This window comes from Paenibacillus jiangxiensis, assembly GCF_046098255.1.
GTDB lineage: Bacteria > Bacillota > Bacilli > Paenibacillales > Paenibacillaceae > Paenibacillus > Paenibacillus jiagnxiensis.
Genome location: NZ_JBJURI010000005.1, coordinates 104,726 through 130,844, shown reverse-complemented (window position 1 = coordinate 130,844; position 26,119 = coordinate 104,726). Strand labels below are relative to the sequence as shown.

The following is a 26,119-nucleotide window of genomic DNA, read 5'->3' as shown; positions in this document are numbered from 1 at the left end:
CTTTAGACGCTCCGTTTACGTCTTCCAGCGTATGTGTTTTCCCGCATTCCGTACATAATCATTACTTGATAGCGTTTGCAAAAGGCCGTAATACCGCGGCTTTCCGCGTTTCTTACCTTAGCTGGTGATTACTTTATCAGCTCATGATTATCCGCTGCTGAAAGCCACCTGCTGCCCGTGCAGCAACACCTCACAAGCTGATTATGTACGTAACCGGAGGCTCCTGATAAAGTCTACATGTAAACGAATACAGGGAGGATAACGCATGGCACAACGACTCAGAAAGAAAAACACTGTGGGCGGCCGCATTTTCACGGCGGTAAACAGTACACTGCTCATTCTCATCGCCCTTACCTGTCTCCTGCCTTTTGTAAATGTTATAGCCAGCTCCTTCGCTTCAACCCAGGAGGTGGTGGCCAAGAAGTTCATTCTGTTCCCTACCACGTTCTCCTTGGATGCTTACAAGTACATCCTTTCCACACCGACCATTTTCAAAAGCCTGGGCGTATCCGTCGGCGTGACATTGGTGGGAACGCTCGTAAGTATGGTGCTGACTGCATTTATGGCCTACGGATTGTCGCGAAAATATCTGCTCGGCAGAAATGTCATCAACTTTCTTGTCGTCTTCTCGATGCTGTTCAGCGGTGGCATGATCCCAACCTTTCTGGTGGTGAAAAGCCTTGGCCTGATCGATTCCTACTGGTCGCTGATTCTTCCGGTCGCCATCAACGCCTTTAACATGATCATTATGCGGAATTTCTTTCAGGCACTGCCCGATAGTCTGGAGGAATCGGCCAAGATGGACGGGGCAACAGACTTTGGCGTATTCCTGAAGATCATGCTGCCTTTGGCGCTGCCGTCCATTGCAACGATTTCCTTGTTCTATGCCGTTACCTATTGGAACACCTATATGAATGCCATTCTTTATTTGAACGATTCCAACAAATGGCCGATCCAGATCCTGCTGCGCCAAATCGTCATCGTCTCCAGCGGCATGCAGGCCGAAAGCGGCTCCGTGGATGTCATCCCGCCGGCGCAAACGATCAAAATGGCGGTGATCGTGATCGCTACCGTTCCGATGCTGATCGCATATCCTTTTGTACAGAAGCACTTTACGAAGGGCGCTTTGCTGGGCGCTGTTAAAGGTTGATAAGCTGCTAAAAGAAAAAGAAGTCTTTTCTTCCGCACGGATCTGCAGAAGCGAAAGGCTTCTTCTTTGTGTTCCTGGTTGTTCTCAGTTGGCCTGCTTCATTTTCCGGTATGCTCCGGGCGTGACATGCTCCTTCTTGCGGAAGGAGCGGATAAAGTTCTGCGGATTCTGATACTGGAGGCGCTCCGCGATTTCCTTGATCGTCATGTCTGTATCGATCAGCCACTTCTTCGCCATATCCAGCCGGTAATTCATCAGATAGTCGCTGAAGGTCGTGCCGAATTCTTTTTTGAAAATGCTGCTCAGGTAGTTCGGATTGTAATGCAGCCGGTCGCCGATCATTTCGAGCGACAGCTCATGGTCGTATTCGGCGCGCACGATCGCGGCAATCTTCTCCGAAAGGGAACGGAACTGCTGGTTGGTCTTCTCTTTCATGCTGCGCACCATCGGGAAAATCACCTGCTCTACAAGCAGTCTCTCCACCTCTTCGGGATTGCGGATGCTGAGCACCCGCTGGTACAAGGCGTGATTGTTCTGGGTCATCAGAACATCAATGCCCAGCACCTGCTCCAGCTGGATAAGGTTGTTCACGAGCCGTACGAGCGTGACTTCCAAATGGACGGCATTTTTGTTATGCTTCATCAGCTCGGCCAGCAGCGGATACAGCGCGCGGGACACCTGCTCCTCATCTCCGAGCCGTATGGCGTCAAACAGCTGCGTTTCCAGCTGGACAGGATAATGCAGCAGCACTGGACCGGAGACAACCTTGGTGATGTCTTCGTAAAAGATAATCGACTCTTTGCCCAGGTTCAGGCGGTGGTGAAGAGCCTGCTTGCTCATTTCACAGGCCTCCTTGCTCTGCAGCAGGTTGCCGTACGATTTGCTGATCCCGATGCTGATGGAACATTGCAAATACTCTTTCACCGTGCGAATCATCGTTGTCGCATATTCCAGCACCTGTCTTCGGATCTCCAGTTCGTTTCTTTCGCTGAAGGCAACGATGGTCGCCTGGGTGTCATCATTCAGGATGATCGGAAGCAGCCTCCGTTCCGCCGGAATGACCTCCTCCGCCACCTTGTTCACCGCCAGCAGCAGTACATCCTTGTCGGACGCCTCCCGTTTGCCAAGGTTGTCGAGCTGGACCAGCATCGTCACATACACCCGGTTGCCCAGCACATCATAACCAAACCGCGGCAATTTGTGCTCCAGCTCCTCCCTCGTGACACGGTTGCGGAACAGGTTGAGGATCAGCTGTGTTTCCAGCTGAGGCAGCTCCGACTGAACCAGCGTTTCAAGGCTTTTCTTCTCCGTAATGATCGAATCGATGGAGTTAATGATCCAGTCGATTTCATTGTTGGACGTAAACTGCGTATCCTCCGGCAGGCTGCGCTTGATCCGCAAAATCGGCTTCGTGAAATAAACGGAAATCGCATAAGCAACCACCCCAATAAACAGCATCAGCAGCAGGCCCATCGTGATGAGGCCGAAACGGGTTATTTTTAAGGCGTCGTTCACTTCCTTCTGGTCCAGCAGGGTGATATATGTCCAATTGTTGTAAGCTGATTTGGCATAAAGCGCCTTTAACGGTGCCTCCTTGGAACGGTCCAAAGAAAGCATCCCCGCGTCCTTCTGCGCGGCGGCTGTGCTGGAGATCGTACGCAGCTGATCGGCCGTTAACGAGTTTGCTCCCGGATCGGTTTCATACATCAGATCGCCCTGTCTGTTGACAATAAAGACAGCCGGATGATCCCCTGTCTTGATCATGCGGTCCAGCGTATCGAAAGAAATGTCCGATAAGGCGATCGCCTGCTTCTTCGTGGAGAACGCGGGCAACGTATTGACAAAACGAATTCCCGTATCCGTCTTGAGCCAGAACAAGCCTTGGGCCTGATTGTTGATATAAGTATCGTATAAACGGTCCAGATCCGCTTGTGTCAGATGTGAGAGGCTGCCGTCCGATAACTGCCATTTCTGCTTCAGGCTGATCAGCGTATAAGTCGTTCCTTCCATGCCCATCGAAGCGATGTAGTTGAGCTGTGTGTTGATGTTCCGGTAGGCGACAAAATCCTTCTCGGTAATGGGGTTTTCGACCACCTCGTTGAAGGATTGGGTTGTGCTGTATGTACTGAAAGCGTATTCAATCGTCTGAATTTTTTGCTCCAGATTATTTTTGATTTGTCTGATGTAGCTCTCTTTGCTGTCCGCCAAACGGTCAACAACGGAATTCATGGTATGGTAGTAAATATATATTTCAAAGCTGGCGACGAGTCCAATGCCCAAAACCAGAATCGGAATAAAAATTTTGTAAAACATGACCCCTTTTTTCATTGCGATCCTCCATTGGTCGGTGTAATTATATGTAATTATAGCGTTTCCAATGTGAGGAATCTATGATAAACTTCAAGAACTTGGCGTCAGATCATGAATTTTTCACACTATTTAAGAGGGCAATGAGGCCTCCTCCTTTCGTATGTTGTGAGGCGCTCCGAGAACGAAGCATTCCTACAATCGCTGTTGACCCCAAATTTCAATGAACTATTCTTTAAGAGGAAGAAATTTGGTGCCAAAGGCGAACGCTGCGCTTTTCCGGAATTGCTTCGTCCTCTCCGCTGCTGCGTGCATCCCCCTACTTAAACCCATAGCCTCGCTTGCGTGATCTTTATTGCCCCTGCCAGCTTAAGCACGCCAAATAGGCCAACCAGAAGTTTCTAGTTGACCTAAAAATTTAATTTTAAACCAGATAACATCGCACATCTCCTGCAACTTCTAAATTTGATTTGATCTAAGCTGGAGAGCAAGAGCAGATTCCTCACTGTTATCGACCTTGTATTCTTCGTACTCATACATACCATCTTTTTCTGCCCCGTCCAGCAGATTGCCCAAGCCCCCGAAAATACTTCCCTCTTCCTTACGGATCACCGCTTCCTGCGGCGGAGAGAATGCGGTCCGCCATTCTGCTCAACGGCAGGGACTGCACCCACACCTAACCCGGTCCTCGCAGCGTGGCGAAGAACAGACCTTCGCCGCCGAAGAACCTGGCTCCCGGCTTCCGCTGGAACTCAATATCCACCGATACGCCTTTGGCCGCACAGAGATTTCAATCCACACGCTCCATGTGGAGCGTGACGTACATTTCCGCCTGGATGTCGGAGTTTTTGCCATTTCAATCCACACGCTCCATGTGGAGCGTGACGACATTCAACGCAAATATGCTCCAATAGGCGCCGGATTTCAATCCACACGCTCCATGTGGAGCGTGACAGCAACGTTATCTCACCGATATACCCACGGCACTGATTTCAATCCACACGCTCCATGTGGAGCGTGACCGATTCCATCTCGAACGGGGCCTCGCCGAGTTTGGCATTTCAATCCACACGCTCCATGTGGAGCGTGACGCCCGTCCTGTATACCCGATAAATCGCACAGAGGCATTTCAATCCACACGCTCCATGTGGAGTGTGACTACCTCCATAGCATAATAATGTTCCGTACAAGGAAAATTTCAATCCACACGCTCCATGTGGAGCGTGACTAGATTTTTATCTGCATCCCATACCCGTGGCACATATTTCAATCCACACGCTCCATGTGGAGCGTGACGGCGTTTGCCCTCGCTCTTTCCCCGGTCACATGGTATTTCAATCCACACGCTCCATGTGGAGCGTGACAGCGAAAATGTAGGGGATTCATCTACTTAGGGCATGAATCTCCTACAAATCCTTGTAAAACAATGCTATAAAAGTGTTAATTCACAGTTGACTTTTCAACGCCCAGCTTAAGAAAGGATATTATCGACAAAATTCGCGGTGCGAATGTCCCAGGGATTTCATGTGCGCTTCACATTCGCACCTCAGAGAATGAGTGGGCTTTCCATATCATATGACTCTTTGGCCCCAATATGGTCAACCTTCGTCTTGTAGTTTTCTCCCAAATTATAGAATCGCAGACTATCCGTGTCCTTATCTATCAGCTCTTCCAGTTCATACTTCAACTTGCGAAGCTGAGTGGAGTCGAGGATACATTCAAACACCGAGTTTTGCACACGTTGACCGTGGTCTACACATTTCTTGGCTACTTTAGTCAGACGGCGCCTTCCTTCTTTATCCATTGTACTGACATCATACGTAATCAGAACCAGCAACACAACACCTACTTCCACAAAAATGGCGGATATTCATCGAGATCCCCACGGATATGTCGGGCCAGCAACAAAGCTTGGGCGTAAGGAACGAGGCCCCAAGATATTTTTTCATTCAAATAAGGGTGTATGATCTTGTCCTGTTTCCGCTCCTGCCACGCCTTGATCACTACTTTCCTCGTCTCATCTTCCATAATAACAGCGCCGTTCTCCTTCTGGTAGAAGCCCTTGGCATTAATGATCTTCTTATTGATCAGAGAAAGCACAAAACGATCAGCATACACCCCCCGCAACTCCTCCATCATATCAAGTGCCAACGAAGCACGCCCCGGCTTGTCCCGATGCAAAAAACCAACATACGGATCCAGCCCAACGGATTCCAGCGCTCCCTTCATATCATTAGAGAGCAGCGTGTATGCAAAAGACAATAATGCATTAACATTGTCCAGTGGCGGGCGCTTGTTGCGGCCGTGGAAGAAGAACTGCTCCTTCTGTTGCAGGATCAGATCATCGAACACCGAATTGTATTGAACGGCTGCCGCGCCCTCCAACCCGCGTAATATATCCAGAGCTTCTACACCGCGAACCAAGGCCATCGTCTCCGTCAGCGAGCCTGTGACCCGCTTCACTCTGTTTGTATCTATACGCAGCGGATAATCTCGACTCGCCCGCTCCAATATCCATTTATGGTTGTACAATTTGCCAACGATCATATTTCTCGCCATTAGCGCGCTTTGGCGCTCATCATCCGAAATCCGGTACTGCTCTTTGCGCAGCACGACATTCCCGCGATCCTCGCCAATAACGCGCGCCTGAAAACGTCCAGTGCGGGTCATAAAGGTCAGTCCAATGTTACGCGTCGCACAAGCTCCCATCAAAGCCGGACTCACACCTGCATAACCGAATGTGCGCCTCAAAATTGTGCAGCGGAAATCGGCCAATCGCTTTCTCTTCCTGCTTGACTACAATATTCTCACCATCTAGCGACAAGTACGTGTCCGGTATCGTCACAAAAAGAGTATTTAACAGTTTTTTCATTCCTTAATCCTGCTTTCAATATAGCTTGAGACCGTTTTCCGAGCCAGCATCTCCGGCAAACATACCAAATTCAAGGAGCAGTTCTGACAATGGGGCCCTGCCTTTGCTTTTGGCGTATGCTTCCTGTCATAATAATGCCGCATCTCCTGCACACTCTGTTTGACCAGCTCCCGATCAGCCGCAGTAACGGGCACTTCCACCCGATGCTTGATTTCATCATAATAGAAATAACCCAGTGACAGATCACATACGAGCATCTCTTCCAGACAGATCAATTGTGCAACGAGCTGCGAATGGTCGGAAGCATTGCGCTTGGGCTTGCCTCGCTTATATTCAACGGGATAGGGAAGGTACAAGCCTTCCTCCCCCGCCAAGGGTACGCCTGATGGATCACGGATAAATTCCACCACATCGCATATGCCTGTCAAACCAAGCTCTCTGGAGTGGATAGGCATGGCGCGCACGATGAGCTTGTCCCCTCTTTTCTCTCGAATCAGCGGCTGATCCGCTTTCTCGTGCAGATGGGAGCCTTCAATTGTCCGGACGTTCTCCGCCCACTGCTGTTCAATATGAATCAACGCCCACTGCCGTCTGCAAAAGTTAAAATGCTGGATACCCGACAACAACAGGTAATCGTCTTCGTCATAAACCTTCATACTGCTGGCATTCCAGTCCATCAAGCTGCTGAAGGGTGAATGTATAGTCCTCAAACTTCGTCGCTTGAACGACATCAGGATTCAGCTTATAGTCAAGCGAACGATGAACCTTTGCCGACGAATATTGGCCCAGCTTGCTCTTGTGTTCCCACCAATACAACTGATGAACTTCCATGCTGCCATCGGGACGAGCAGAGGATGTATCATTCGCGAACAGAGTACGCAACGCTTCCTTCAGTTTCTCGGCATCCTCGATTGTGAAGCCTGTTTTTTCCGCCAATTGCGTATTAATACTTCCATAGAACACATACACGCCAAAATCCACCCGATGCTTCATCCCCATCGTATCCGAGCTTTTCTTATCGGGGTCCTTCTGCGTGACGGCATTTACGCTTTTGGTAATTTGCATGCTGGAAATATCGATGGGATCAATACTTACAGCGGTATGGATGGATACCGGACCGCGAATACCGATCGACACATCTGAATCTTTGAAAGCAAACACTTGACCAAAGCTGCGAACGTCGATCCATGATTTGCAGGCTCCTTGGGCGTAAAGCTCATTGTTCTGCTTTTTCCCTTTGGCAAATTCCTGAATATCGGGGTTGGCATCCGCGCGATCCTTAATACTGCGATAACCGTCATCACGCCGCTCATCGGATTGAACAAGGATGGACTCCCCCATATCTTGCCAACGGTTGCGAATCTTTCTTTTGATGCACACATCGGAAATTTCACCACGGCCATCATAGCTCTGACGAGGGCGATTGCCATTTAAGGGGTCGCCATTAGGGTTGGCATTACGGACGGACAGGACAACGGCAAAATCTATTTTATGATCGAGAATAGTCATTGGATTCGCTCCTATTGGTTGGTTTTTTCTTGGTCATCTTGGTCATCTTGGTTCAAAGTGGCTTGTGTTGCAGCTGCAGCTTCCTTATCTTTCTTGCTTGTATATAAATCCCGACGTTGACTGTACAGGCCTATCAAATAAAGTCCGCTTAGCGGTTTGTCGGTAAAGTCCTCCATTTTAAATTTGGAGCCAACCTCATCAATTAGCCGACTGTACCATAAAGCATCCGTCCCCATTCGCGCCTGATAAGGCTGCAGACTGGACTGAATAATCTCCCACGTCCGTCTCGGATGCCGGGCGAAAGCATTCATGTAACGTACCGCGTTCGTAGCCCGTTTCTCTTCTTTGCCGAGCGCATTTCTCTCCAGCACATCAGCAATGGCCAGGAGTCGGCCGAACAAGTAGTCGCGGTCATCAGTTTCTGTATTCAAAGTCACTTTGAAGCCCTCCTTTTCATGTAATTTATTAATGAGCGCACATGTAATGCCCAGCGTCTTCTCCCATTCCCAAGGCTCCATACCTACCGGATTGGAAGCGCGGCTGATTGCGCTGCGTACAATATCAAGCGGAATGCTGCGACGATCCACAATACAAGGCAGCATCCGCTCCATCAGCCCTTTGATCACCTTATCGCTGGCCCTCGGACCATAAGCGGCAATAGCGATATCTCTGGTTGCCGGCGCACCTGGAAAGGTGATGATTCTGCCTTCGTCATTTTTGCGCCGATGCTCCCAGAAGCAGGTTTCGTGCCAATGCTGCAAATTATCGAGGAACGCCCCCCTCTTCATTTCGTTGTAATAGATAATAGACATTCGCCCGGGCGTTGCTGCATCCAGTACCATGATGATGACATTGGACCTATAATCGCTCTCATAGCGGTGGCCGTTGATTCCTTTGCGAATCTGATTGGCATACTCCTTATGCGTGCTGTCCCCGCCTGCTTCCTCTTCCTCGGACGCCGGGAACAAAGTGAATGCATCCTCATGCGGGTCCGGAACCTCCAACTGCTCCGTTCCCCATACAAGAAAAACCCTACCGTCCTTCTGAATACCTTGCTTCTCGATCAGCCACTTGAGCGCATTATGCGCCTTCTGGGACACCTCGTAACTCACGGCTGCCGCTTCGCGGCTCGTCTTGAACCGCCCACGATAGGTGAAGCCTGCCGAATCATTCGCCGAGATCAGCTTTGATTTGTCCCCCGAATTACGAATCCGACTTGCATGTTTGTCTGCATAAGGCAGCCGCTCACCCGTCACATAACATAACTCGATTTCCTGAAGGCTTCTATTATAGAACTGGATGAATGATTCTTGAACAGAGCGATCCCTCCACAACCTCGACTCTGCTTCACCTGGAATTTGTACTGCAAAACGGATGAACGCAGAACTTTGATCAGAAGCGATCACCTTAAAAATGGTCAGTTGTCCCTTCAGCTCTGTCTCTAACTCCGGTGTCAGCTTATTCCGCAGCCTGTTGTTCTCATCGACCCAGAGCTTTTGATCACGGATCAAATCCGCCATCAACGTCCCTTTTCGCAAATACTCGTAGACGCTTCTCACTTTGGGGTGAGAAGACGGCGATTCGCACCATTCACGAAGCTGTGCCATGTAATCAGCGTGCTGCGAGCCTTTCACTTCTCCGCAATAGGTTGTGAAATCGCCCGCCACATAGACGAGTTTATCGAACAGCGGATATGGGACTGGAGCGCTTGTCCGGCTGGCCGAAGCCTCGGTGCAAGGAATAATGGTATTGCTTTCACTTTTATCCACAATCGCAGCATACTGATAGTTCCCGTTTCCATCCAGAAAAACCTCAATATGTGCGCTCTGGGTCGTATGTGATATAGGAATCAGCGCGTAATCACGGCCAAATCGGTTTTTCTCAAATTGTCCGATGAGTTCGACATGCTTCTCATACGTCTGGTTCAAATTTGCAAGCCAGGTCATTTATACCCTCCCCTCTGGAAAGCACTCATCGTGCAGTTCATCCACAGATTGCGTGTTGACAGCGTTGAATGTCTTGACTGAGCCTGCACCAGTCTTGCGAATCATCGTACATTGCTCAGGTCGAATAAACGTAATGATGCCTTTCTCCATTTTGGCACGCCATAGACGGGTTTCACGCTCAGCTCGTCCTGTCTCATCCGGATAACTGATGCCATGCACCATCGTGCCAAAGTCGATCTCCGGGACTTCATCGTAAGCCCCCACTCCTTCATTGAAAACGCATGGCTCTACATAACCTTGGCATTCACGCGTCCCCAGGAAAATATCTCTGCGTCCGCCGACCTGAACAGAACGTTTGGCAATGTTATGGTGCTTGAACTCATTACGGTCATGGGCCAGATCCTCTCGAAGCAGGTTGAACTCAAAATGCGCCCTGACTCTGTAGCGAACATCTCGTAAATACGTGTAATAAGCAAGTGTATTCCCACCGTTATATTCAATGGGGCGCATGCCTTTGGACTCCGTCTGTATGACGTTCATCACCCTAACTTCATCAATGATCCAGATTAGAGTCGGTTTCCAGTATACGGAGGAAACGATTCCTTTCAACGCTTCATACGTCGGGACCTGATAACTAAATTTCTCGCCTCCAAGTTTCGTCAACGGGTCAGTAAATAAGGCGTAGTTACCGGACACTTCAAATTCTATTTGGTTGCGCAATCCACTATCTCCTTTCTTTTTCACAACACTGCATCCTGCCACACGCCTTCGCCCTCAGACTCTACGCCAAAGAACTCGTTGTACGCCGGTTCGCGTAAGGCGAGTACATGACCATGCAATAGCGGATATAAGTCGCCGTTCTTCTCCAGCTTTTTCCTGTCATGCTCATAGATGTTCACGACATACTGCTGCGACTGCTTCAGGAGATCTCCCAGCATGCGTATATCCAGTTCACCATTTAAATCAAGGATCAGCGTCCTTGCTGTTTCATCATAAGGAACAAGCACCGCTGTCGCCCGATTGCTGATCGCTTCGAAATGTTGCTCGGCTGTCGCCAAGGCGGCAGGAGTGATGACGCCGGGAAGCTTGCCATGCTTATTCTTGTAAGCATCCAGATAATAACGATTCGCCCCTAATAGTTGAAACAAATTTTGATTCAGCCGCTTGATCCGATATTCCATTTCATCCTTCATTTGCGCAAAATAGTATTCAAAATACTGCTTAACCGCAGCAACCGACAGCAGATCATGGCCATAAAGCTCGGGCTGTTCCTTAAACTCCGCCAACAGCCGTGTAGTCTGGTCAGCCCCGCATTGAATTTCCTTGAGCTGCTTCAAGCTCTCATCTGCCGATTTGATAATATACACTTGACGCAGTGCATCCTTGCCATGGCGGTTGCATCGACCCGCTGCCTGAGCGATGGAGTCCAGTCCCGCCAACGAGCGCACAACACATTCAAAGCTGATATCCACCCCTGCTTCAATGAGCTGCGTGCTTACACATACAACCCGTTCCTCAGCCTTGAGCGCCTCTTTCATCTCACCCAGTACTTCCTTCCGATGAGCCGCGCACATATTCGTGCTTAGATGAAAGAGCTTAAAATCACCTTGCCCTAGACCATCATGCTCGTGCAGCTCGTCATACAGCTTTCGGGCTGCCGCCTTCGTATTAAGAATGATGAGCGTGCTGTTGACCTCATCCATTCGTTCCAGCACAAACCCGCCAAGTTGATCAGCCTTCCACCCAAGCGGTGTCGTCCGGTCCACAATCTCAACACGCTTGAAGCTGTTGCCTACTTCGGCCATATTACCGATAATCTCAGGCTGTTCAGACAATCGCAGGCTATGCTTGACGAAATCTAGCGCAGGCTGCGTAGCTGTACATAACAACAAACTCGAATTACCCAAAATATTCAGGAAGTTCAACGCCGAATTAAAGAGCGAAATACAATTAATAGGAACCGACTGTACTTCATCAAAAATAATGACCGCATTAGAAAGCTGATGAAGCCTGCGAACATTCCGCGTACCTCTGGCATAAAAGGTATTCAGAAATTGAACCATCGTTGTAAAAATAATGGGACGATCCCAATTGTCTCGAGCGAGCTTCAGCTTTTTTCGGCGAAAGTCGTAGGCCTCGTCCTCCATCTCGTCCTTGTCGCTGGAAACGTATGTATCCGCTGCTCGAGCCTTCTTGTCTTCATGGATTACATTGGAATGGTGCTCCAGAATCATATCGTCTTCCTTGATTATTTTTCTGATCTCGTCGGCGTTCTGCTCAATAATCGTCGTGTAAGGTATAATATAAATAATTCGTTCCTTGCCGTGTTCAATCGCATGCTTCAATGCATATCGCAGGCTCGCCAGTGTCTTGCCGCCCCCCGTAGGAATCGACAACGTATATATGCCAGAAGGTTTAAGTGCAAATTTTTCACATTGCCTAGACATTTCACGCCGCAGACGATTAATCGGGTGGTCCGCATTCTTGCCCTTCTCCAGCTTGTGAAGATGCTGCTGTAAAGCGTCGTACGCTCTTCCAAAAAATGCGCCATGATCTATGGGCTGCTCTGGCTCCTTACCCTCTTCAAAAACCCGCGTGCTCGTCCGATCCGCATCAATCAGGCAACTGAAAATATACTTAATGAGCAAGTAAGGCGTAATTTCAGATAACTTATGTTGTCTGACTATACCCATCAAATGATTGACTTCTGCCACAGCACTTGCAAAATAACGATCCAACTCTTCCACAGATACAAGACTCAGAAACTCTCGCTCTGCCTGCTCGTATTCTTTCAATTCCGTCTCAACGACCCTTTTCATAAAGGGCGAGGTCTGCTCGGCACTGACAAAGTCTCGCAGCCCTCCATGATGTGAAATGATGCAATTCGCTATCCATTCCGCCGTAGCTTTGTTCAGCCCCTTCGTGGAGCCTTCATGGTAACGACGATAAATGAACCTGCCCCCGGCAGTGGAATGGTCCACCGAGCCTCGCTTGGGCGGCGCATCCGGATTAGCGGCAGCTTGCTGAATGTAGTTATAGAATTCATTCGTATTTTTGCCGAAATCATGCAGCCATCCCGCTATTCCAGCCAGATGCTTAACTCCGATTTTTCCACCATGATGCTCGCTATACTCCTTCACTTCCCGCAAATGTGCCTCAACTGTCTGAATAGTCTTGTCCTTCTCACGGATATGTGCGATATAATCCATTTGGCCCCCTGTCACAAATCTTTTGTCCTACTAAAATAAGGAATAAAGTCTTATTGACGTTATTCGACGAACTATGTCAATTTCCTTCCAGAAAGATATTAATTTTGGTAAAAACCTAATATATTATTTACGCATAGAAAAAGCCGCTAAACACTCGGAAATCTCTGTGTTTAGCGGCTTTTTAAATTAATTACAAGTAAGGGGTACACACGGATTTCACAGTAGGGATACGCACGGAGCAGCGGAAATTACGAAGCAATTCCGGAAAAGCAGAGCGTTCGCCTTTATCCCCCAATTTCATCCGCTAAAAAATATGATTAGAAATTGGGGGATAACAGCGATTGGAGGAATGCTTCGTTCTTGGAGCGACTCAGGAGCGCCTTAGTGAATCTCCAAGTCGCTACCCCTTGACCGCCCCTAAGGCCACACTGCCGATAATCTGCCTGGAGAAGACTGCAAACACAACAATGATCGGCACGATGGAAATCGCAACACCCAAGTAGAGCAGGCCGTAGTCCATCCCGTAATATCCCTGAACAAGCGCGACCAGCACGGGAAGCGGGTATTTCTCCAATGAAAAGAACAATACGAGCGGTGTAAGGAAGTTGTTCCAGGAGCCGATAAACGTAAATATCCCCAGAGCGGCAATAGCCGGTCCCAGAATGGGCAGCACAATGTAATTAAAGGTTCTGAACTCCCCGGCACTGTCCACTCTGGCAGATTCAATAATTTCGTCCGGCACGCTGCTGTCGATAAACTGTTTGATAAAAAATACATTAAAGGCGTGTGCCGCAGCGGGCAAAATAAGCGCCGCATAGCTGTCGAGCAGGCCGAGTGTGCTGAAGAGCCGATACATCCCGATGAGAGCCAACTGCCCCGGCACCATCATGGTCGCAAGGAGGAACAGGAACAGCCAGTTCCGCCCCTTGAATTTGTACTTGGCGAACCCATAAGCCGTCAACGCGCCCACATACAATGACAGAACGGTCGAAGCGCCGGCAATAAAGAGGCTGTTGGCAAAGCCGCGCCAGATGTTGATTTTGGAGGCCATATTGGCATAGTTTTCAATGAGAAACTGTCCCGGAAGAAAAGTGAACGTTGATGCGATCGTGGCATTGTTGTGAGTGGCATAAATGATCATTAAATAAAAAGGAATGATACATAAGATGGCAAGCCCGACAAGAAAAATATATACGAGCACTTTGCCCGCCGTCAGCCCTTTTGCGCTGGCTTTACGGGAATAGGCCAGGCTTTGCTCTAATGTTTTAGCCGTTTGCATACATTTCCCCCTCCCCTATGACCTGCTCTTCCGGTTCGTCATGACAAAAGACACGACGGATAACAAAATAATGATGATGAACAAACAAAATGCAATCGCCGCCCCGTAACCGAATCTCGTGCTTTGGAATGCGACGTTATACAGATACATAATGCTCGTCATCGCCGCCCGGTCCGGTCCTCCCGTCCCGTTTGTCAGGGTGAACGGCTGATCGAAGATCTGGATGCCGCCGATGATGGAGGTAATAATCTGAAACAGGATGATGGGCCGCAGCATCGGAACAACGATATGCAGGAAAATATGCTTTTTCTGCGCACCGTCGATGGCAGCCGCTTCCTGCAGTGCCGGGTCGATGCCTTGGAGGCCCGCTAGATAGATGACCATGGAGTAACCAAAATATTGAAAGAATAAAATGGCTGACACGATGAGCCGCATGAACCAAACATCATTCTTCCAGTTGATCGGTTCATGAATCAGTCCTGTTTGCACAAGAAAATGATTCAAGCCCCCCGACTGCCAATCAAAAATGAGGCTGACGAGCAAGCCGAGCGAAGCCGCCGTGACGATGTTCGGAAAGAAATAAACCGCTCTAAAGAAGTTCCTGCCCTTCAAGAGCTTGTCATTCAGGATAAAAGCAAGCACGAGCGATACCGTAAGCTGCGGAACGACGGAAATACCCCAGATGAACAGCGTGTTAAACAAGGTTTTATAAAACAGCGGGTCTTGCAGAACAGCTACATAGTTGCCGAGACCGACAAATTGGGGCGAAGTGATTCCATCCCAGTTGGTGAAGCTGATATAGAGGGAATACAGGATCGGATAGAGTCCAAATATGAGGAAGATGATGAAAAAAGGAGCAATAAAGTAATAACCGTAATGGTCTTTGCGTATAGATTTGGCAAACATGGATTTGTACCCCCATCATCGGATTCGAATTACCGTCTACTCGACCTCAAGCTCGGGAAATCTTAATTTCACGTCACGTTTGATCCTCTCTACCGCTTCTTCTTTCGTCTGGATGTCATTGTTGAGATACAGCTGAAGCACAATTTTGAATATATCGTTATTAATGATCGTGTCGTATTTGGTTCTTTCGTATACGGGAACCTTCCTGGCTGCTTCCGAGAAGAATTCGAAATGCTTCTGCCCTCCCAGGTAATCCGAGGTTACCGTCTGCGCCAACTGGTCATTGACAATCATATTGCTTGTAAAATAATCCTGCTCCCTTGCCAGCTCGGACAGAAATTCATGGTCAAAGTTATAGAACTTGATGAACTTCCAGGCGAGATCCTTTTTGTCACTGTTGCTGTACATCGCAATATAGGTTCCTCCCGCACTGAAACCGGTCGGACCCTGGGCCAGTCCCCATAACCCTGCCGTATCCGGCGCATTCGCCTTAAACGTATACTGAAGCGCCCAGGTGGCGCCGGGATAGAACATCACTCCGCCATTTTGCATGGACGCGGCCACGCCTGCGCTGCCATCCTCAAATTCGGCCAGCACTTTCCGCTGCCTTGCTTCCCGAACCAGATCGAGCACCTGCAAATATTTCTCGTCCATAACAAATCTGCCGTCCTTCACCCACGGAATTCCATCATACGAATTCAAGATCGCATTCCAGTTGGCCAGCGCATGGACTTTATTTCCGCTTTCCTGCTGCACACGCTCGCCGATCTCGAATATTTTGTCCCAGGTATCGATTTGGGCGCTGACTTTTTCGGGATCATCCGTCCCCAAATACTGTTTGGCCAGATCGCGCCGGTAATAAATGGCGCCAGGGGTGGCCTGATAACCGATGGCTTTTACATTGCCCTCACTGTCCTTTTCATTGCCCTGCACAAACGGATACTGCTCGGGCAGTAAATCGTCCGCATTGTACGGAGCCTCCGACAGGTTCTGCAGATAAGGAACATCGATCATTTCTCTGATGTTGGCGTTCTCGATCATGAACACGTCCGGCGCTTTGGAACGGGTTTGCAGGGCTGATTTTAATTTGGTGATATAAAAATTGCCCGGAATATTCACGAAATTCACCTTGATATCCGGGTATTTTTGCTCAAACTTCTCGATGGCATAACCTGCCTCATCGGTGAAACTCCAGACGGTAATCTCGTTGTCTGCATGATCGGCCATGGCTTGAGGCTGACAGCCGGCTAATACAATGGCTAAGCATACAAGCATCCCAAGCGGAAAACAGTTCAGCTTAAACCTCTTCATGAGCCCCCTCCTTCAATTAAGGAAACGCTTACATTTTATTCGATTATATTGATTTGGAAGTGGGCTTTCTCCACAAATATTGTTATTCATTCTTCATATTTTGCGTTCATGGTCTTGTGCTTCCTCCTGAACTCCGTTGGTGTGCAGTTATTATATTTTTTAAAAAGACGGTTGTAGGAATTCATGTTGTTGAATCCGTGGTTAATGGCAATGTCGAGTATGGAGGACTCGCTGAACAGCAGCGCCCACTCCGATTTAATGATCCGAAAATGATTCAGGTATTCCATCAATGTAACTCCCTTGATTTCCTTGAACAGCTTGCAAATATAAAATTTGCTGAATTTGATATGCTCCGCGACCTGCTCCAGCTTAATATGTTCTGCATAATGCTCCTCCAAATAGCTGCATACAGAATCTATAAACTCAAACTTTTTGGAAGGGGTAATCTGCAAGCCATGAACCGGGGGTTCATCACAGGGGGCTTTCGTTCTCAGCAGGCAAACGATCAAATCATACAATCTTGCAATCATGGCCCACCTATAGCCCGCTTCCCGAGCTTTCGCCTCAGCCGCAAGCGCATCGACACAGCGGGTCAGCTCCCTTTCCCTTGTCAGGCATGCCGGCATAACCGCTGTTTTGTTAAACAGCTTTCTTGTCTCCAGCAGGTCATTTTCCGCAATAAAGCTGCCGGATATCAGTTCCATCCGAAACAGGATAATGGTCAATTTTCCTGTTCCGGGCAGAAAATAATGCACATCCCCGGGTCTGATGATCAGCCCATCCCCCTGCTCCAGCTCGTAAAGCTGGTCGTACACGCCAATGCGCCCTTTTTTTCCATTCACGAACACCATTTCAACCTCTTCATGCCAATGTGCAGCAAAGTTAAACTCTTCGCCTGTATGATTAACCTGAATATGAAAACCATCTTTCATATGACCTTTTTCCAGAAAAGTCGGTGCAGCCATTCGATCCATCCTCTCCTGTACTGTCATTCCATACCACCTTATTATAATTATGCATCCTGCGTACCTCTCCCTCTCCTGTGTCTCACAAATTCTTTAATGTATATAAAATCGGGTCATTGGGCTTAGTACTAACGGCTGCACAAAAAGGGGACAGTCCCTTGGTCATATCTAATGACTTTTGGGAAGTCCCCTTCCAATTCTATGATTTACTCCAGCTCATCAACACGCTGACGCTTACCGATCCCGAAGACCATATAACCAATCACAACAAGGGCAATGAAGGCAGCCCCGACGATCAGGGAGGAACGGGTGTCCGGATTGAACCACATGCCGGCAATGACAAACAGCAGGAACAAGATAATCAAAATGTTGCTGACCGGAAACCATTTGGATTTAAAATTATGCTCCGCCAGTTCCTTGCTCCAGCGCTGTCTGAAGCGAAACTGGCTGATCGCCAGCGCAAACCACGGCATCATGCCTGGCAGTACGCTTGCGCTGTAGATGTACAGGAACAGCTTGGATTCCGGCATCAGATAGTTCATGGCCACCCCGATCAGCAGCAGCGAAATCGTCGTGACAATGCTGTTCCGGGGCACTCCTCCCTTGGATAATTTGCCGAAGAATGCGGGCGCCTGTCCGTTCCGGGCCAGCGTATACAGCATTCGACCCGCACTGTAGATGCCGCTGTTGCAGCCCGACATGGCCGCCGTAAGCACGACAAAGTTAATGATGCCCGCGGCCGCCACGATCCCGACCTTGGCAAAGGTCAATACGAACGGGCTGCCTGTCTCGCCCACTTCATTCCATGGAAACAGCGTGACAATGACGAAGATCGCGCCTACATAAAAGATCAGAATGCGCCAGACAATGTTTTTGATCGCTTTGCGCAGGGTGAACTTCGGATTTTCCGCCTCTCCTGCGGTAATCCCGACCATCTCTACCCCCTGGTAAGCTCCTGTTACAATACAAAGCGCAAAGAGAAATCCTTTGAGCCCACCAGGGAAAAAGCCGCCATGGCTGTACAGGTTGGACAACCCGAACGGCTGTCCGCCGTTGCCCAGCCCAAAAAAGATCATGCCTGTCCCGACCACAATCATGAACACAATGGCCGCAATCTTGATGATCGAAAACCAGAATTCAAACTCCCCGTAAAATTTCACCGCCGCCAGGTTGGCCGCAGCGATGATCAGGACGCCTGCCAGCGCCGGAATCCACTGTGGAATATCCGGGAACCAGTAACCGAAATAGATGCCAATGGCCGTAACCTCGGCCATGCCAACCGTCACCCACAGGAACCAATAACTCCAGGCTGTAACAAACCCTGCGAGCGGGCCGATATATTTATGGGCAAAGGTAGCAAAAGAACCCGCCACCGGCTCCACAATCAGCATTTCTCCCATAATGCGCATAATGAAAAAAATGATGATACCAGCAAGCAGATACGCCAGCAGTACGGATGGCCCCGCCCACTTGATCGTGCTGGCTGATCCCATGAACAGCCCGACTCCAATCGTGCCTCCAAGCGCAATCAGTTCAATGTGTCTGGGTTTCAACCCTCTTTTTAATTGCTCTGTCTCCAAATCGCTTCCTCTTTTCTCTCCATGGTACAGTACGCATTAACGCAATGCAGAATTACATCAATAAATTCTACTGGAAGAATCGAGGGAATACAATATGAAATGATATGTAAAAAACCAGGGAAGCTCAAGAATCGAGCTTCCCTGGGTTTTGATATATCGTATTAAGAGGCAGACACTGCGCTAACCTGAGCGAAGTTAACATAAACGATAGATCCTGCTGTCAGGCCTGAAGAAAGCGGAGTGGTTACAGAGGCTTCAAATCCATTGCCATCCACACTGATGATACGCCCTTGAAAAGAGGTGCTGCCCAGATTAACTGTAACAGGTGTACTTGCAAGAGCCCAAGCATACAAGCGTTGTTGCAACGACGGGCCTGCAAAGGGGCGTGAAGAACCATACTGCTGTGGAGCAGGACTATAGAAGCTATTATTATTATTGTAGTAAGGAGTGCTGCCAAAACATTTGATTTTAACTCTGCCTTTGGCCTTCACTTTCTTAGGAGCCTTTCTCACAATCTCACTATAGTTTTTGACACGCATTTTTTTTGCCATCGTATTGTTGCCTCCCTTTGTTTGAGATACTGTATTCTATGCAGTTGGACAAGGGAGGCTTGGACAGATAATCTAGTAAAATAGTGGAATTTAGTAGACACAAAGATAAAAACACAATCATCGTGAACTGCATTCTGCCAAGCCCTGATGATCTTCACTGTTATTGCTTAAGAGGAGCTTCAAATTAATTCACTGTTTCAAGAAATCCCCTTTGCTGCAGTAAATCCTTGGTCGCATTCCACAATCTGTTTTGCATCGAACTATCTCCGCCGGGATGCACAGGTACGATAGGATTTCCGGACCCGACATTAAAGTATCCCCCTGTCACGCTTAGAAACTCCGGATCAACGATTAATCGGGTAATGATGTCGGCCCCTCGCCGCGGATCACCAATATGCAGAAACTTCAATACTCTCTCAAGCATGGATGCAAACCAAAGCTCACGTCCGAGCCCTGTAACGTTAAACCCGGGATTCAGCGCATTAACGCTTATTCCCGTTCCTTCCCATCGACGTGCCAATTCTCCGGTAAACATAATGTTTAGCAGTTTGGTTTTACCATAGATGGCTGACGAACCTCTGGCAGTAAAAGGAGAAACATCCGTTAAATCCTCAGGAATTTTGAATTCCCCATGATTCCGTGAAGCCTCGGAAGCCACATTGACAACTCTGGCATTTCCCGCATTACATAATGAACGGTATAGAGTGTTCGTCAACAGCCAAGGTGCTAAATAGTTCACGGCGATCATCTCAGGGAACCCTTCGGACGTTACCCGCTGCTCGAACGCATGCACTCCTGCATTGTTCACCAGCACGTCTATTCTCGGGTATGCAGCTGATATCTCCTGTCCCATTCGTTTGACATCCTTTACCAAGGACAAATCCCCATAAAAAAAGTCAACAGACGCTGAAGGCACCTCTTCATTTATTTTTTTCTTAGTCGTTTCAGCCTTCTCCCTGCTCCTTGCTGTCAAAACAAGATGGGCCCCACGCTTGGCCATTTCAATCGCAACGAGCTGCCCCAGACCACTTGTGGCTCCCGTTATTACAATAATCGGTGTTGTCGTCATTTGTCTGCTCCTTCCTATAATCCAGCGTTCAGCTTTGACTTGTGTCGGACACCCTTATATAATTGACATAAATCAACTATATTCATTTGATTGATATATGTCAACTATTTAGCTGCACATTACAAAAGGTTAGGTGAAGAAGATGAATGACGAACAGCATAAAAATACGCGAAGAACAAATTTGGAGCTGGAGCTGGGCGAGCAACTCAATACCCTGATTACTTCCATGCATGCGCTAAATGTAAGAATAGCCGCACGGTTTGATGCTTCCCTGCAGCCTGCGGCTTTCCATCTTGTCCGTTGGCTTTATTCATACGGCGCCACAAGCGCCTCAGCATTGGCGGAAGCAACAGCCATGGATCGTAGCTCGGTCAGCCGACTCGTCAAGCAGCTCGAGCTGTTGGGATATGTACAAAGGGAATCCTCTCCTCATGATCGGCGGGGAATATTTCTTTCCCTTACGGATCTGGGGCGGGAAAAAACGAAGGATGCTCTGAAGGAGAAGGAAATTGCCTATTTCGAACGCATTTCCAAATGGAATGAGGATCAGCTTGAACATTTCATCGGCATACTCAAAGATTTTAACGGATTGGATTCCAGATAAAAGGCAGAGAAAAAGCCGCCAAACACTTGTGTCCAGCGGCTTAATAACGTTATTTAATATAGCGATGCTCCCGAAACGCGGCAGCCTGTCCGTGAATCGCGCCGTTTTCGTCGATCAAATTCCATACCGTTGCCCTCAAGATGTGAAACCGCCGGCCTGTGCTGGAAATTCGGACTCCCGTATAGTCATCGACGTATCCTTTTTCGCTAACAGCCTCAAGGAACTTGTCCCGTTCCTCGCGTTCCATCGGCTCTGCCGTGAATCTTGACGGTGTCCTCGTAAAAGCCTCCCAATCCATTTCCCACAGCTCAAGTGCAGCGCGGTTGCCGAAGTTCAACACCGGGTCCGATTCCGTTCCATGGGACAGCACCACGAGTGGAGCATGAAACAATTGCGTGAAAGCATCATCGGGAGAAATGACCTCCTGTAACAAAGCTTGCCCAATTACTCTCTGGTAACTTTCCATAATCAGTTTTGCGTGTTCGTTCGTTGCTCCGATACCGGTGAAAGTCATCATGATAATCCTCCTTGATGTCACTAAGTGATTTGGTTATGGATTTACCAGTGATGGTAACAGAAAAAAATTCCATTATCCATAATTTTTCCAAATCGTATCTTTAGCAAATCAGCCAGTACACCGGCTCTATTTTAACGCTTCCGTCTTTTGCATCAACTCCTGCAATTCCGCAGCGATTAGTCGAAGCGCAGCAATGGAAACGGATAAATGTTCAACAGAAGAGGATTGCTTTTCAGAGGCATTTGCGACATTTTGTACTCTCTCCGTTGTTGTTTCCGCAAAGCTGGCCATTTCATGAACGGTTGCCGAAACCTGCTTTGCGGAAGCGGATACCTGTCCGGATGACGACGAAATTTGCTTCATCTGATCGGCGACGCCATTTATGGATGAATGGATTCGCTTGAATATTTCTCCCGATTCTTTTACAAAATCCAGGCCGGTTTGCATTTCACGACTTACCTATTCAATCACATCGGCCGATGTAACCGTGTCTTCCTGAATGGACTGAATCATGCCGGTGGTTTTATCGGTTGATGCGACCGAATGCTCCGCCAGTTTCCTCGCTTCAACCGCTACAACCGCAAACCCTTTCCCATGTTCGCCTGATTACCTTCATTCGCTTCTTCCGCAGTGCCCGCTGCCCTTTCCGAGACCGCAGCCGACGCTTCTGCGATATGTATGATTCCCGAGGTTATGTCCTCTATCGCTGTTGAGCTTTCCTGGGTTTGTTTTTTCTGGATACTGGCCCCGCTTGCGATCTTCTGCATATGGGCAGCCATGCCTTTAATCGATTCACGGCTGGAATTATAATTGTCATTTAATCGCGAGGATACTTCAGCCAATTGATTGAAATTCGCTGAAAGCTACTCGATCATGCCGTTTAAAATGATTTGTTTATGCTCTTTTTGACGTATTCCATCTTCAAAATCCTCCTTCTGGATGTTCCAAATGCCCCTATCAAAAAAATCCTCTGTAAAACAGAGGAATGGCTTCTCACATTTCGGCATTAAAAATTTAAATATACAATTTTATCCATATTCATTTATTTATTTTTGCTGAAAACTGCCTTTCTTCCTGCTCCCTAAGAGGCTGATCAATACTAAACTGAAATCAAAGCATGGTATAATAAGAAAAGCATCTTTCGTCGTACTTCTAAGCGGATAAACCCTATTTCAATAATAAAATGGAGTTGATTCCTAAATGCAGGAACTGCTTGACCCTCGGAATGATTTCGTCTTTAAACGAATTTTTGGCAGCGAAGAAAATAAAGATGTGCTGCTCGCCTTTCTGAATCGAACATTCGCGGAGTCTGCTGAGCCACCACTGACGGAAATTGTCCTTCTTAATCCGTACACAGATAAAGATGCCCCTCTCGATAAACAGTCTATTTTTGATATCTGGGCCAAGACAACAGAAGGCAAACTGATTAATATTGAGATGCAATTGTTCAATAAATATGATATCGAGAAGCGCACGCTCTATTACTGGAGCAAGCGTTATTCCAGCCAGCTGCAAGAAGGGCAAACCTACAAGGAACTCAAAAAATGTGTCACTATTAATATTTTGAACTACTCATTTATTTCCAATGAACGTTATCATAATGTATTTCATCTAAGAGAAGACTATACAGGGCTTGAACTGAGCGACGATATTGAAGTGCATTTCATGGAGCTGTCTAAGCTGGATGATAAATCTGTTCCTATGGAAGGCGGGTTAGTCAACTGGCTATTGTTCCTGAAGGGTGTCGACAAATCGAATTGGGAGGTGCTGAAGATGAATGAACCGACTTTGAAGAAAGCGATGGATACGCTTGAATTTCTGAGTCAGGACCGCGAAGCACGCAGACGGTATGAAGAGCGGCAGAAATATTTGCATGATGAGGCCTCTATGATCGAATGGGCTACGGAAAAAGGGATGGCCGAAGGTATGGCTAAAGGTATGGCTGAGGGAGAGAAAAAGAAAGCCATTGAAATCGCCATGAATATGCTCTCCATGGGTATAGAGGTTTCCATCATCGCCAAAGCAAGCGGACTGCCTGAAGCGGAAGTAAGAGCGCTCAAGCGCGTTCAATAGGCTTTACCGTTGTTCACCTTTCAGCAAAGTGACCAAAAAAATATCGCCTTATCCCCATGAATGCGGGCAAGGCGATATTTTCTTACTTATACACCTTCATTTTTCTGACGGCGTTTTCGGCGGCCTCCATAATCACTTCTCCCAGTGTAGGATGGGGATGGATCGTCATCGCCAAATCCTCCACGGTCGCTCCCATCTCGATTGCCAAAGCCAGCTCCGATATGAGGGTTGAAGCTTCTACCCCAACAATTTGCGCGCCAATGACAATGCCGGACGCCTGATCCGCAATAATTTTAACAAAGCCTTCCGCCGCTTTCAGGGCAAGCGCTCTGCCGTTAATCGATAATGAAGATTTTCCAACAACAACCGGAATCGCATTGGCTTTGCACTCTGTTTCGCTCATACCAACGCTGGCCAGCTCCGGCTCGGAAAAAACGACAAGCGGAATGGCTTTGTAATCAATGGCAGAAGGTTTACCCGCAATCACTTCCGCAGCAACCTTGGCTTCATAGGAAGCCTTATGAGCAAGCGCCGGACCTTTCGTAATGTCGCCGATTGCGAAGATATGCGGGATTGCCGTCCTGCACTGTTCATCCGTTTCGATCAGTCCTCTGCTCGTTACCTGTAAGCCGATGTGTTCAAGCCCTAAATCCCCGTCTGTATTAGGCCTTCTGCCGACAGTTACTAAAGCATACTCCGCTCTAATCTGATGCTGCTCATCATTTTTCAAATAATGAAGTGTCAGCCCATCCGCATCCTGTTCCGCTTTTACCGCAATCGCTCCCGTTTCGATGGTTACGCCGTCTGTGTTCAGGTGCCGGATGACAGGAGCGACAAGGTCCGCTTCAAACCCGGGCAGTACCTGTCCCCCTCCCTCCAGAATCGTCACCTTGGTGCCGAATTTGGCATACATCTGCCCCAATTCAATGCCGATATAACCGCCACCGATAACGATCAGGCTTGTCGGAATTTGAGATAGCGAAAGCGCTTCAGTTGAAGACAGGATACGTCCGCCAAATGGCAATGCCTCCAGCTCAATCGGACGGGATCCCGTTGCCAATATAACGTGCTTAAAGGAAACCCTCTGTTCTGTTCCTGGCCGTTTAACAACAACCGTATGTTCATCAATGAAGCTAGCTTCTCCTTCCAGAATCGTTGCTTTGGCATTGTTTAGAATAAAATGAACTCCGCCAACCTGCTTATTCACAACCGCTTGCTTGAAAGCTTGGGCATCCGTAAAGAAAGCTGAAGCAGCTGAGCTGTTCCACTCCCTGTGCACACTGTAACGATGCGCTTCTGAAATTAACGCTTTGGAAGGAATGCAGCCGACATTGGTGCAAACTCCGCCAATCTGGCCGCGTTCCACAATGGCCGTCTTCATTCCCAATTGAGCTGACCGCTGCGCCGCCGCATGGCCTCCCGGTCCTGATCCGATGACCAGAGTATCTACGGTTATAGGCTGATTCATGCCTTAACACCACCTGTTTAAAATATGATGATCATAATATATTATAATCATCATATTTTAAAGCGGTCAATACTCCCTTCTACCTGGGATGCTGGGGCCCGAGAGAATTGACATGCTTTTTTATGATGAATATAATATTTTGAAATTGGATTATAAGCTTGAGGTGATTGATATGCCTTATCCCGAAGGTCATAAACAAAAAGTGCGCGGGCAAATTATCGAAAGTGCCGCCAAAGCCTTCCGTACGAACGGAACACGCGAAATCAGTGTACCTGTCATAATGAAGGGAGCCGGACTGACACACGGAGGATTCTATGCTCATTTTGAAAATAAAGAACAGCTGGTTTCAGAAGCCTGCTGTTATGCGGTTACCGAGGGAATTGCGCTGATGGGGAAATTGGCTGACCGGGAGAAGGAAAAGCCCAAGATCCATACGGTAATCGATTATTATTTGAGCCCTTATCATCGTGACCATCCGGAGATTGGCTGTATTCTTCCCGCCATTTCCAGTGAAATCTCCCGAACCTCCGAAGAAGTTCGCCAGATTTTCACCCGTGAGCTGGAACGAATGATTTATTTTCTCTCCGATCTTGCCGGTATTGATAAGTCTGCGGGCAGTGCATTGCTTAGTACCATGGTTGGAACGCTAATGCTGGCACGGTCGGTTAACGATCCCGGGCTGAGCGAGAGCCTTCTCGCTTCTGGCAGGCAGCATGCCAAGGAGCTAATTAAATCCTAGTCTTTGCTCAAGGCCTTGTAAAATAAATATCGGGACCGGCAAATAAGCTGGTCCCTAATGTTCG

Annotated in this window: 23 protein-coding genes, 2 pseudogenes and 1 CRISPR repeat array; of the genes and pseudogenes, 4 read left to right on the top strand and 21 right to left on the bottom strand. The window is 48.2% G+C overall.

Annotation, left to right across the window (positions count from 1 at the left end; all coding sequences use genetic code 11):
* The first annotated feature begins 265 nt into the window (after window positions 1–265).
* On the top strand, window positions 266–1,150 hold the full coding sequence (locus ACI1P2_RS07120) for a carbohydrate ABC transporter permease (protein WP_355318204.1): 885 nt from the start codon (window positions 266–268) through the stop codon (window positions 1,148–1,150).
* A gap of 84 nt (window positions 1,151–1,234) precedes the next feature.
* On the opposite strand, the gene ACI1P2_RS07115 is transcribed toward ACI1P2_RS07120, so the two are convergent.
* The 16 genes and pseudogenes from ACI1P2_RS07115 to ACI1P2_RS07040 form a co-directional block, all read right to left on the bottom strand.
* On the bottom strand, window positions 1,235–3,478 hold the full coding sequence (locus ACI1P2_RS07115; RefSeq protein ID WP_355318202.1) for a helix-turn-helix transcriptional regulator: 2,244 nt from the start codon (window positions 3,476–3,478) through the stop codon (window positions 1,235–1,237).
* A 534-nt stretch (window positions 3,479–4,012) separates the two neighbouring features.
* Window positions 4,013–4,232: pseudogene (locus ACI1P2_RS07110) on the bottom strand (AIM24 family protein); the annotation flags it as partial.
* Window positions 4,233–4,244: 12 nt separating this feature from the next.
* Window positions 4,245–4,821: a CRISPR direct-repeat array (repeat unit 33 nt; unit sequence ATTTCAATCCACACGCTCCATGTGGAGCGTGAC).
* Window positions 4,822–5,003: 182 nt separating this feature from the next.
* The gene (cas2, locus tag ACI1P2_RS07105; RefSeq protein ID WP_355318472.1) at window positions 5,004–5,294 is read right to left on the bottom strand and encodes a CRISPR-associated endonuclease Cas2; all 291 of its coding nucleotides are present in this window, start codon (window positions 5,292–5,294) and stop codon (window positions 5,004–5,006) included.
* 8 nt (window positions 5,295–5,302) lie between these two features.
* A pseudogene (gene cas1c / locus ACI1P2_RS07100) lies at window positions 5,303–6,329 on the bottom strand (type I-C CRISPR-associated endonuclease Cas1c).
* Window positions 6,326–6,985 (bottom strand): CRISPR-associated protein Cas4, encoded by a 660-nt coding sequence (gene cas4, locus ACI1P2_RS07095; RefSeq protein WP_355318200.1) that lies wholly within the window; start codon window positions 6,983–6,985, stop codon window positions 6,326–6,328. The pseudogene cas1c and the gene cas4 overlap by 4 nt, the downstream one beginning before the upstream one ends.
* Complete coding sequence (gene cas7c / locus ACI1P2_RS07090; RefSeq protein ID WP_355318198.1) at window positions 6,972–7,838, bottom strand: type I-C CRISPR-associated protein Cas7/Csd2; 867 nt, start codon at window positions 7,836–7,838, stop codon at window positions 6,972–6,974. Before cas7c ends, cas4 begins: the two co-directional genes overlap by 14 nt.
* Before the next feature lie 11 nt (window positions 7,839–7,849).
* Window positions 7,850–9,784 carry a type I-C CRISPR-associated protein Cas8c/Csd1 gene (cas8c, locus tag ACI1P2_RS07085; RefSeq protein WP_355318196.1) on the bottom strand — a complete coding sequence of 645 codons (1,935 nt, stop codon included), beginning with the start codon at window positions 9,782–9,784 and terminating at the stop codon, window positions 7,850–7,852.
* On the bottom strand, window positions 9,785–10,504 hold the full coding sequence (gene cas5c / locus ACI1P2_RS07080) for a type I-C CRISPR-associated protein Cas5c (protein ID WP_355318194.1): 720 nt from the start codon (window positions 10,502–10,504) through the stop codon (window positions 9,785–9,787).
* 20 nt (window positions 10,505–10,524) lie between these two features.
* A complete protein-coding gene (gene cas3, locus ACI1P2_RS07075) occupies window positions 10,525–12,993 on the bottom strand; it encodes a CRISPR-associated helicase Cas3' (protein ID WP_355318192.1) in 2,469 nt (822 codons plus the stop codon).
* A 400-nt stretch (window positions 12,994–13,393) separates the two neighbouring features.
* The gene (locus tag ACI1P2_RS07070) at window positions 13,394–14,272 is read right to left on the bottom strand and encodes a carbohydrate ABC transporter permease (RefSeq protein ID WP_355318190.1); all 879 of its coding nucleotides are present in this window, start codon (window positions 14,270–14,272) and stop codon (window positions 13,394–13,396) included.
* A 15-nt stretch (window positions 14,273–14,287) separates the two neighbouring features.
* Complete coding sequence (locus tag ACI1P2_RS07065; protein WP_355318188.1) at window positions 14,288–15,178, bottom strand: carbohydrate ABC transporter permease; 891 nt, start codon at window positions 15,176–15,178, stop codon at window positions 14,288–14,290.
* A gap of 36 nt (window positions 15,179–15,214) precedes the next feature.
* Window positions 15,215–16,489: an ABC transporter substrate-binding protein gene (locus ACI1P2_RS07060; protein WP_355318186.1), complete on the bottom strand. Its 1,275-nt coding sequence runs from the start codon at window positions 16,487–16,489 to the stop codon at window positions 15,215–15,217.
* 86 nt (window positions 16,490–16,575) lie between these two features.
* Window positions 16,576–17,481, bottom strand: a complete 906-nt coding sequence (locus ACI1P2_RS07055; protein WP_355318184.1) for an AraC family transcriptional regulator — start codon at window positions 17,479–17,481, stop codon at window positions 16,576–16,578.
* Between the two features lie 179 nt (window positions 17,482–17,660).
* Complete coding sequence (locus ACI1P2_RS07050) at window positions 17,661–19,034, bottom strand: amino acid permease (protein ID WP_355318182.1); 1,374 nt, start codon at window positions 19,032–19,034, stop codon at window positions 17,661–17,663.
* A 161-nt stretch (window positions 19,035–19,195) separates the two neighbouring features.
* Complete coding sequence (locus tag ACI1P2_RS07045; protein WP_355318180.1) at window positions 19,196–19,585, bottom strand: hypothetical protein; 390 nt, start codon at window positions 19,583–19,585, stop codon at window positions 19,196–19,198.
* A 184-nt stretch (window positions 19,586–19,769) separates the two neighbouring features.
* Window positions 19,770–20,654, bottom strand: coding sequence for an SDR family NAD(P)-dependent oxidoreductase (locus ACI1P2_RS07040; protein ID WP_355318178.1), 885 nt, complete (start codon window positions 20,652–20,654; stop codon window positions 19,770–19,772).
* A 142-nt stretch (window positions 20,655–20,796) separates the two neighbouring features.
* On the opposite strand from ACI1P2_RS07040, the gene ACI1P2_RS07035 reads away from it, so the two are divergent.
* Window positions 20,797–21,258, top strand: a complete 462-nt coding sequence (locus ACI1P2_RS07035) for a MarR family winged helix-turn-helix transcriptional regulator (RefSeq protein WP_355318176.1) — start codon at window positions 20,797–20,799, stop codon at window positions 21,256–21,258.
* Between the two features lie 49 nt (window positions 21,259–21,307).
* On the opposite strand, the gene ACI1P2_RS07030 is transcribed toward ACI1P2_RS07035, so the two are convergent.
* The 4 genes from ACI1P2_RS07030 to ACI1P2_RS07015 form a co-directional block, all read right to left on the bottom strand.
* Entirely contained in the window at window positions 21,308–21,775 is a 468-nt protein-coding gene (locus ACI1P2_RS07030) for an MEKHLA domain-containing protein (protein WP_355318174.1), read from the bottom strand.
* Between the two features lie 126 nt (window positions 21,776–21,901).
* Entirely contained in the window at window positions 21,902–22,138 is a 237-nt protein-coding gene (locus ACI1P2_RS07025) for a hypothetical protein (protein ID WP_408976157.1), read from the bottom strand.
* Between the two features lie 96 nt (window positions 22,139–22,234).
* A complete protein-coding gene (locus ACI1P2_RS07020; protein ID WP_355318470.1) occupies window positions 22,235–22,330 on the bottom strand; it encodes a hypothetical protein in 96 nt (31 codons plus the stop codon).
* Window positions 22,331–22,347: 17 nt separating this feature from the next.
* Complete coding sequence (locus tag ACI1P2_RS07015; RefSeq protein ID WP_355318170.1) at window positions 22,348–22,617, bottom strand: hypothetical protein; 270 nt, start codon at window positions 22,615–22,617, stop codon at window positions 22,348–22,350.
* A gap of 358 nt (window positions 22,618–22,975) precedes the next feature.
* Here ACI1P2_RS07015 and ACI1P2_RS07010 point away from each other — a divergent pair, with 358 nt between their 5' ends.
* On the top strand, window positions 22,976–23,848 hold the full coding sequence (locus ACI1P2_RS07010) for an Rpn family recombination-promoting nuclease/putative transposase (protein WP_355318168.1): 873 nt from the start codon (window positions 22,976–22,978) through the stop codon (window positions 23,846–23,848).
* A gap of 82 nt (window positions 23,849–23,930) precedes the next feature.
* On the opposite strand, the gene lpdA is transcribed toward ACI1P2_RS07010, so the two are convergent.
* Complete coding sequence (gene lpdA / locus ACI1P2_RS07005) at window positions 23,931–25,316, bottom strand: dihydrolipoyl dehydrogenase (RefSeq protein WP_355318166.1); 1,386 nt, start codon at window positions 25,314–25,316, stop codon at window positions 23,931–23,933.
* A gap of 172 nt (window positions 25,317–25,488) precedes the next feature.
* On the opposite strand from lpdA, the gene ACI1P2_RS07000 reads away from it, so the two are divergent.
* A complete protein-coding gene (locus ACI1P2_RS07000; RefSeq protein ID WP_355318468.1) occupies window positions 25,489–26,055 on the top strand; it encodes a TetR/AcrR family transcriptional regulator in 567 nt (188 codons plus the stop codon).
* Window positions 26,056–26,119: the final 64 nt, after the last annotated feature.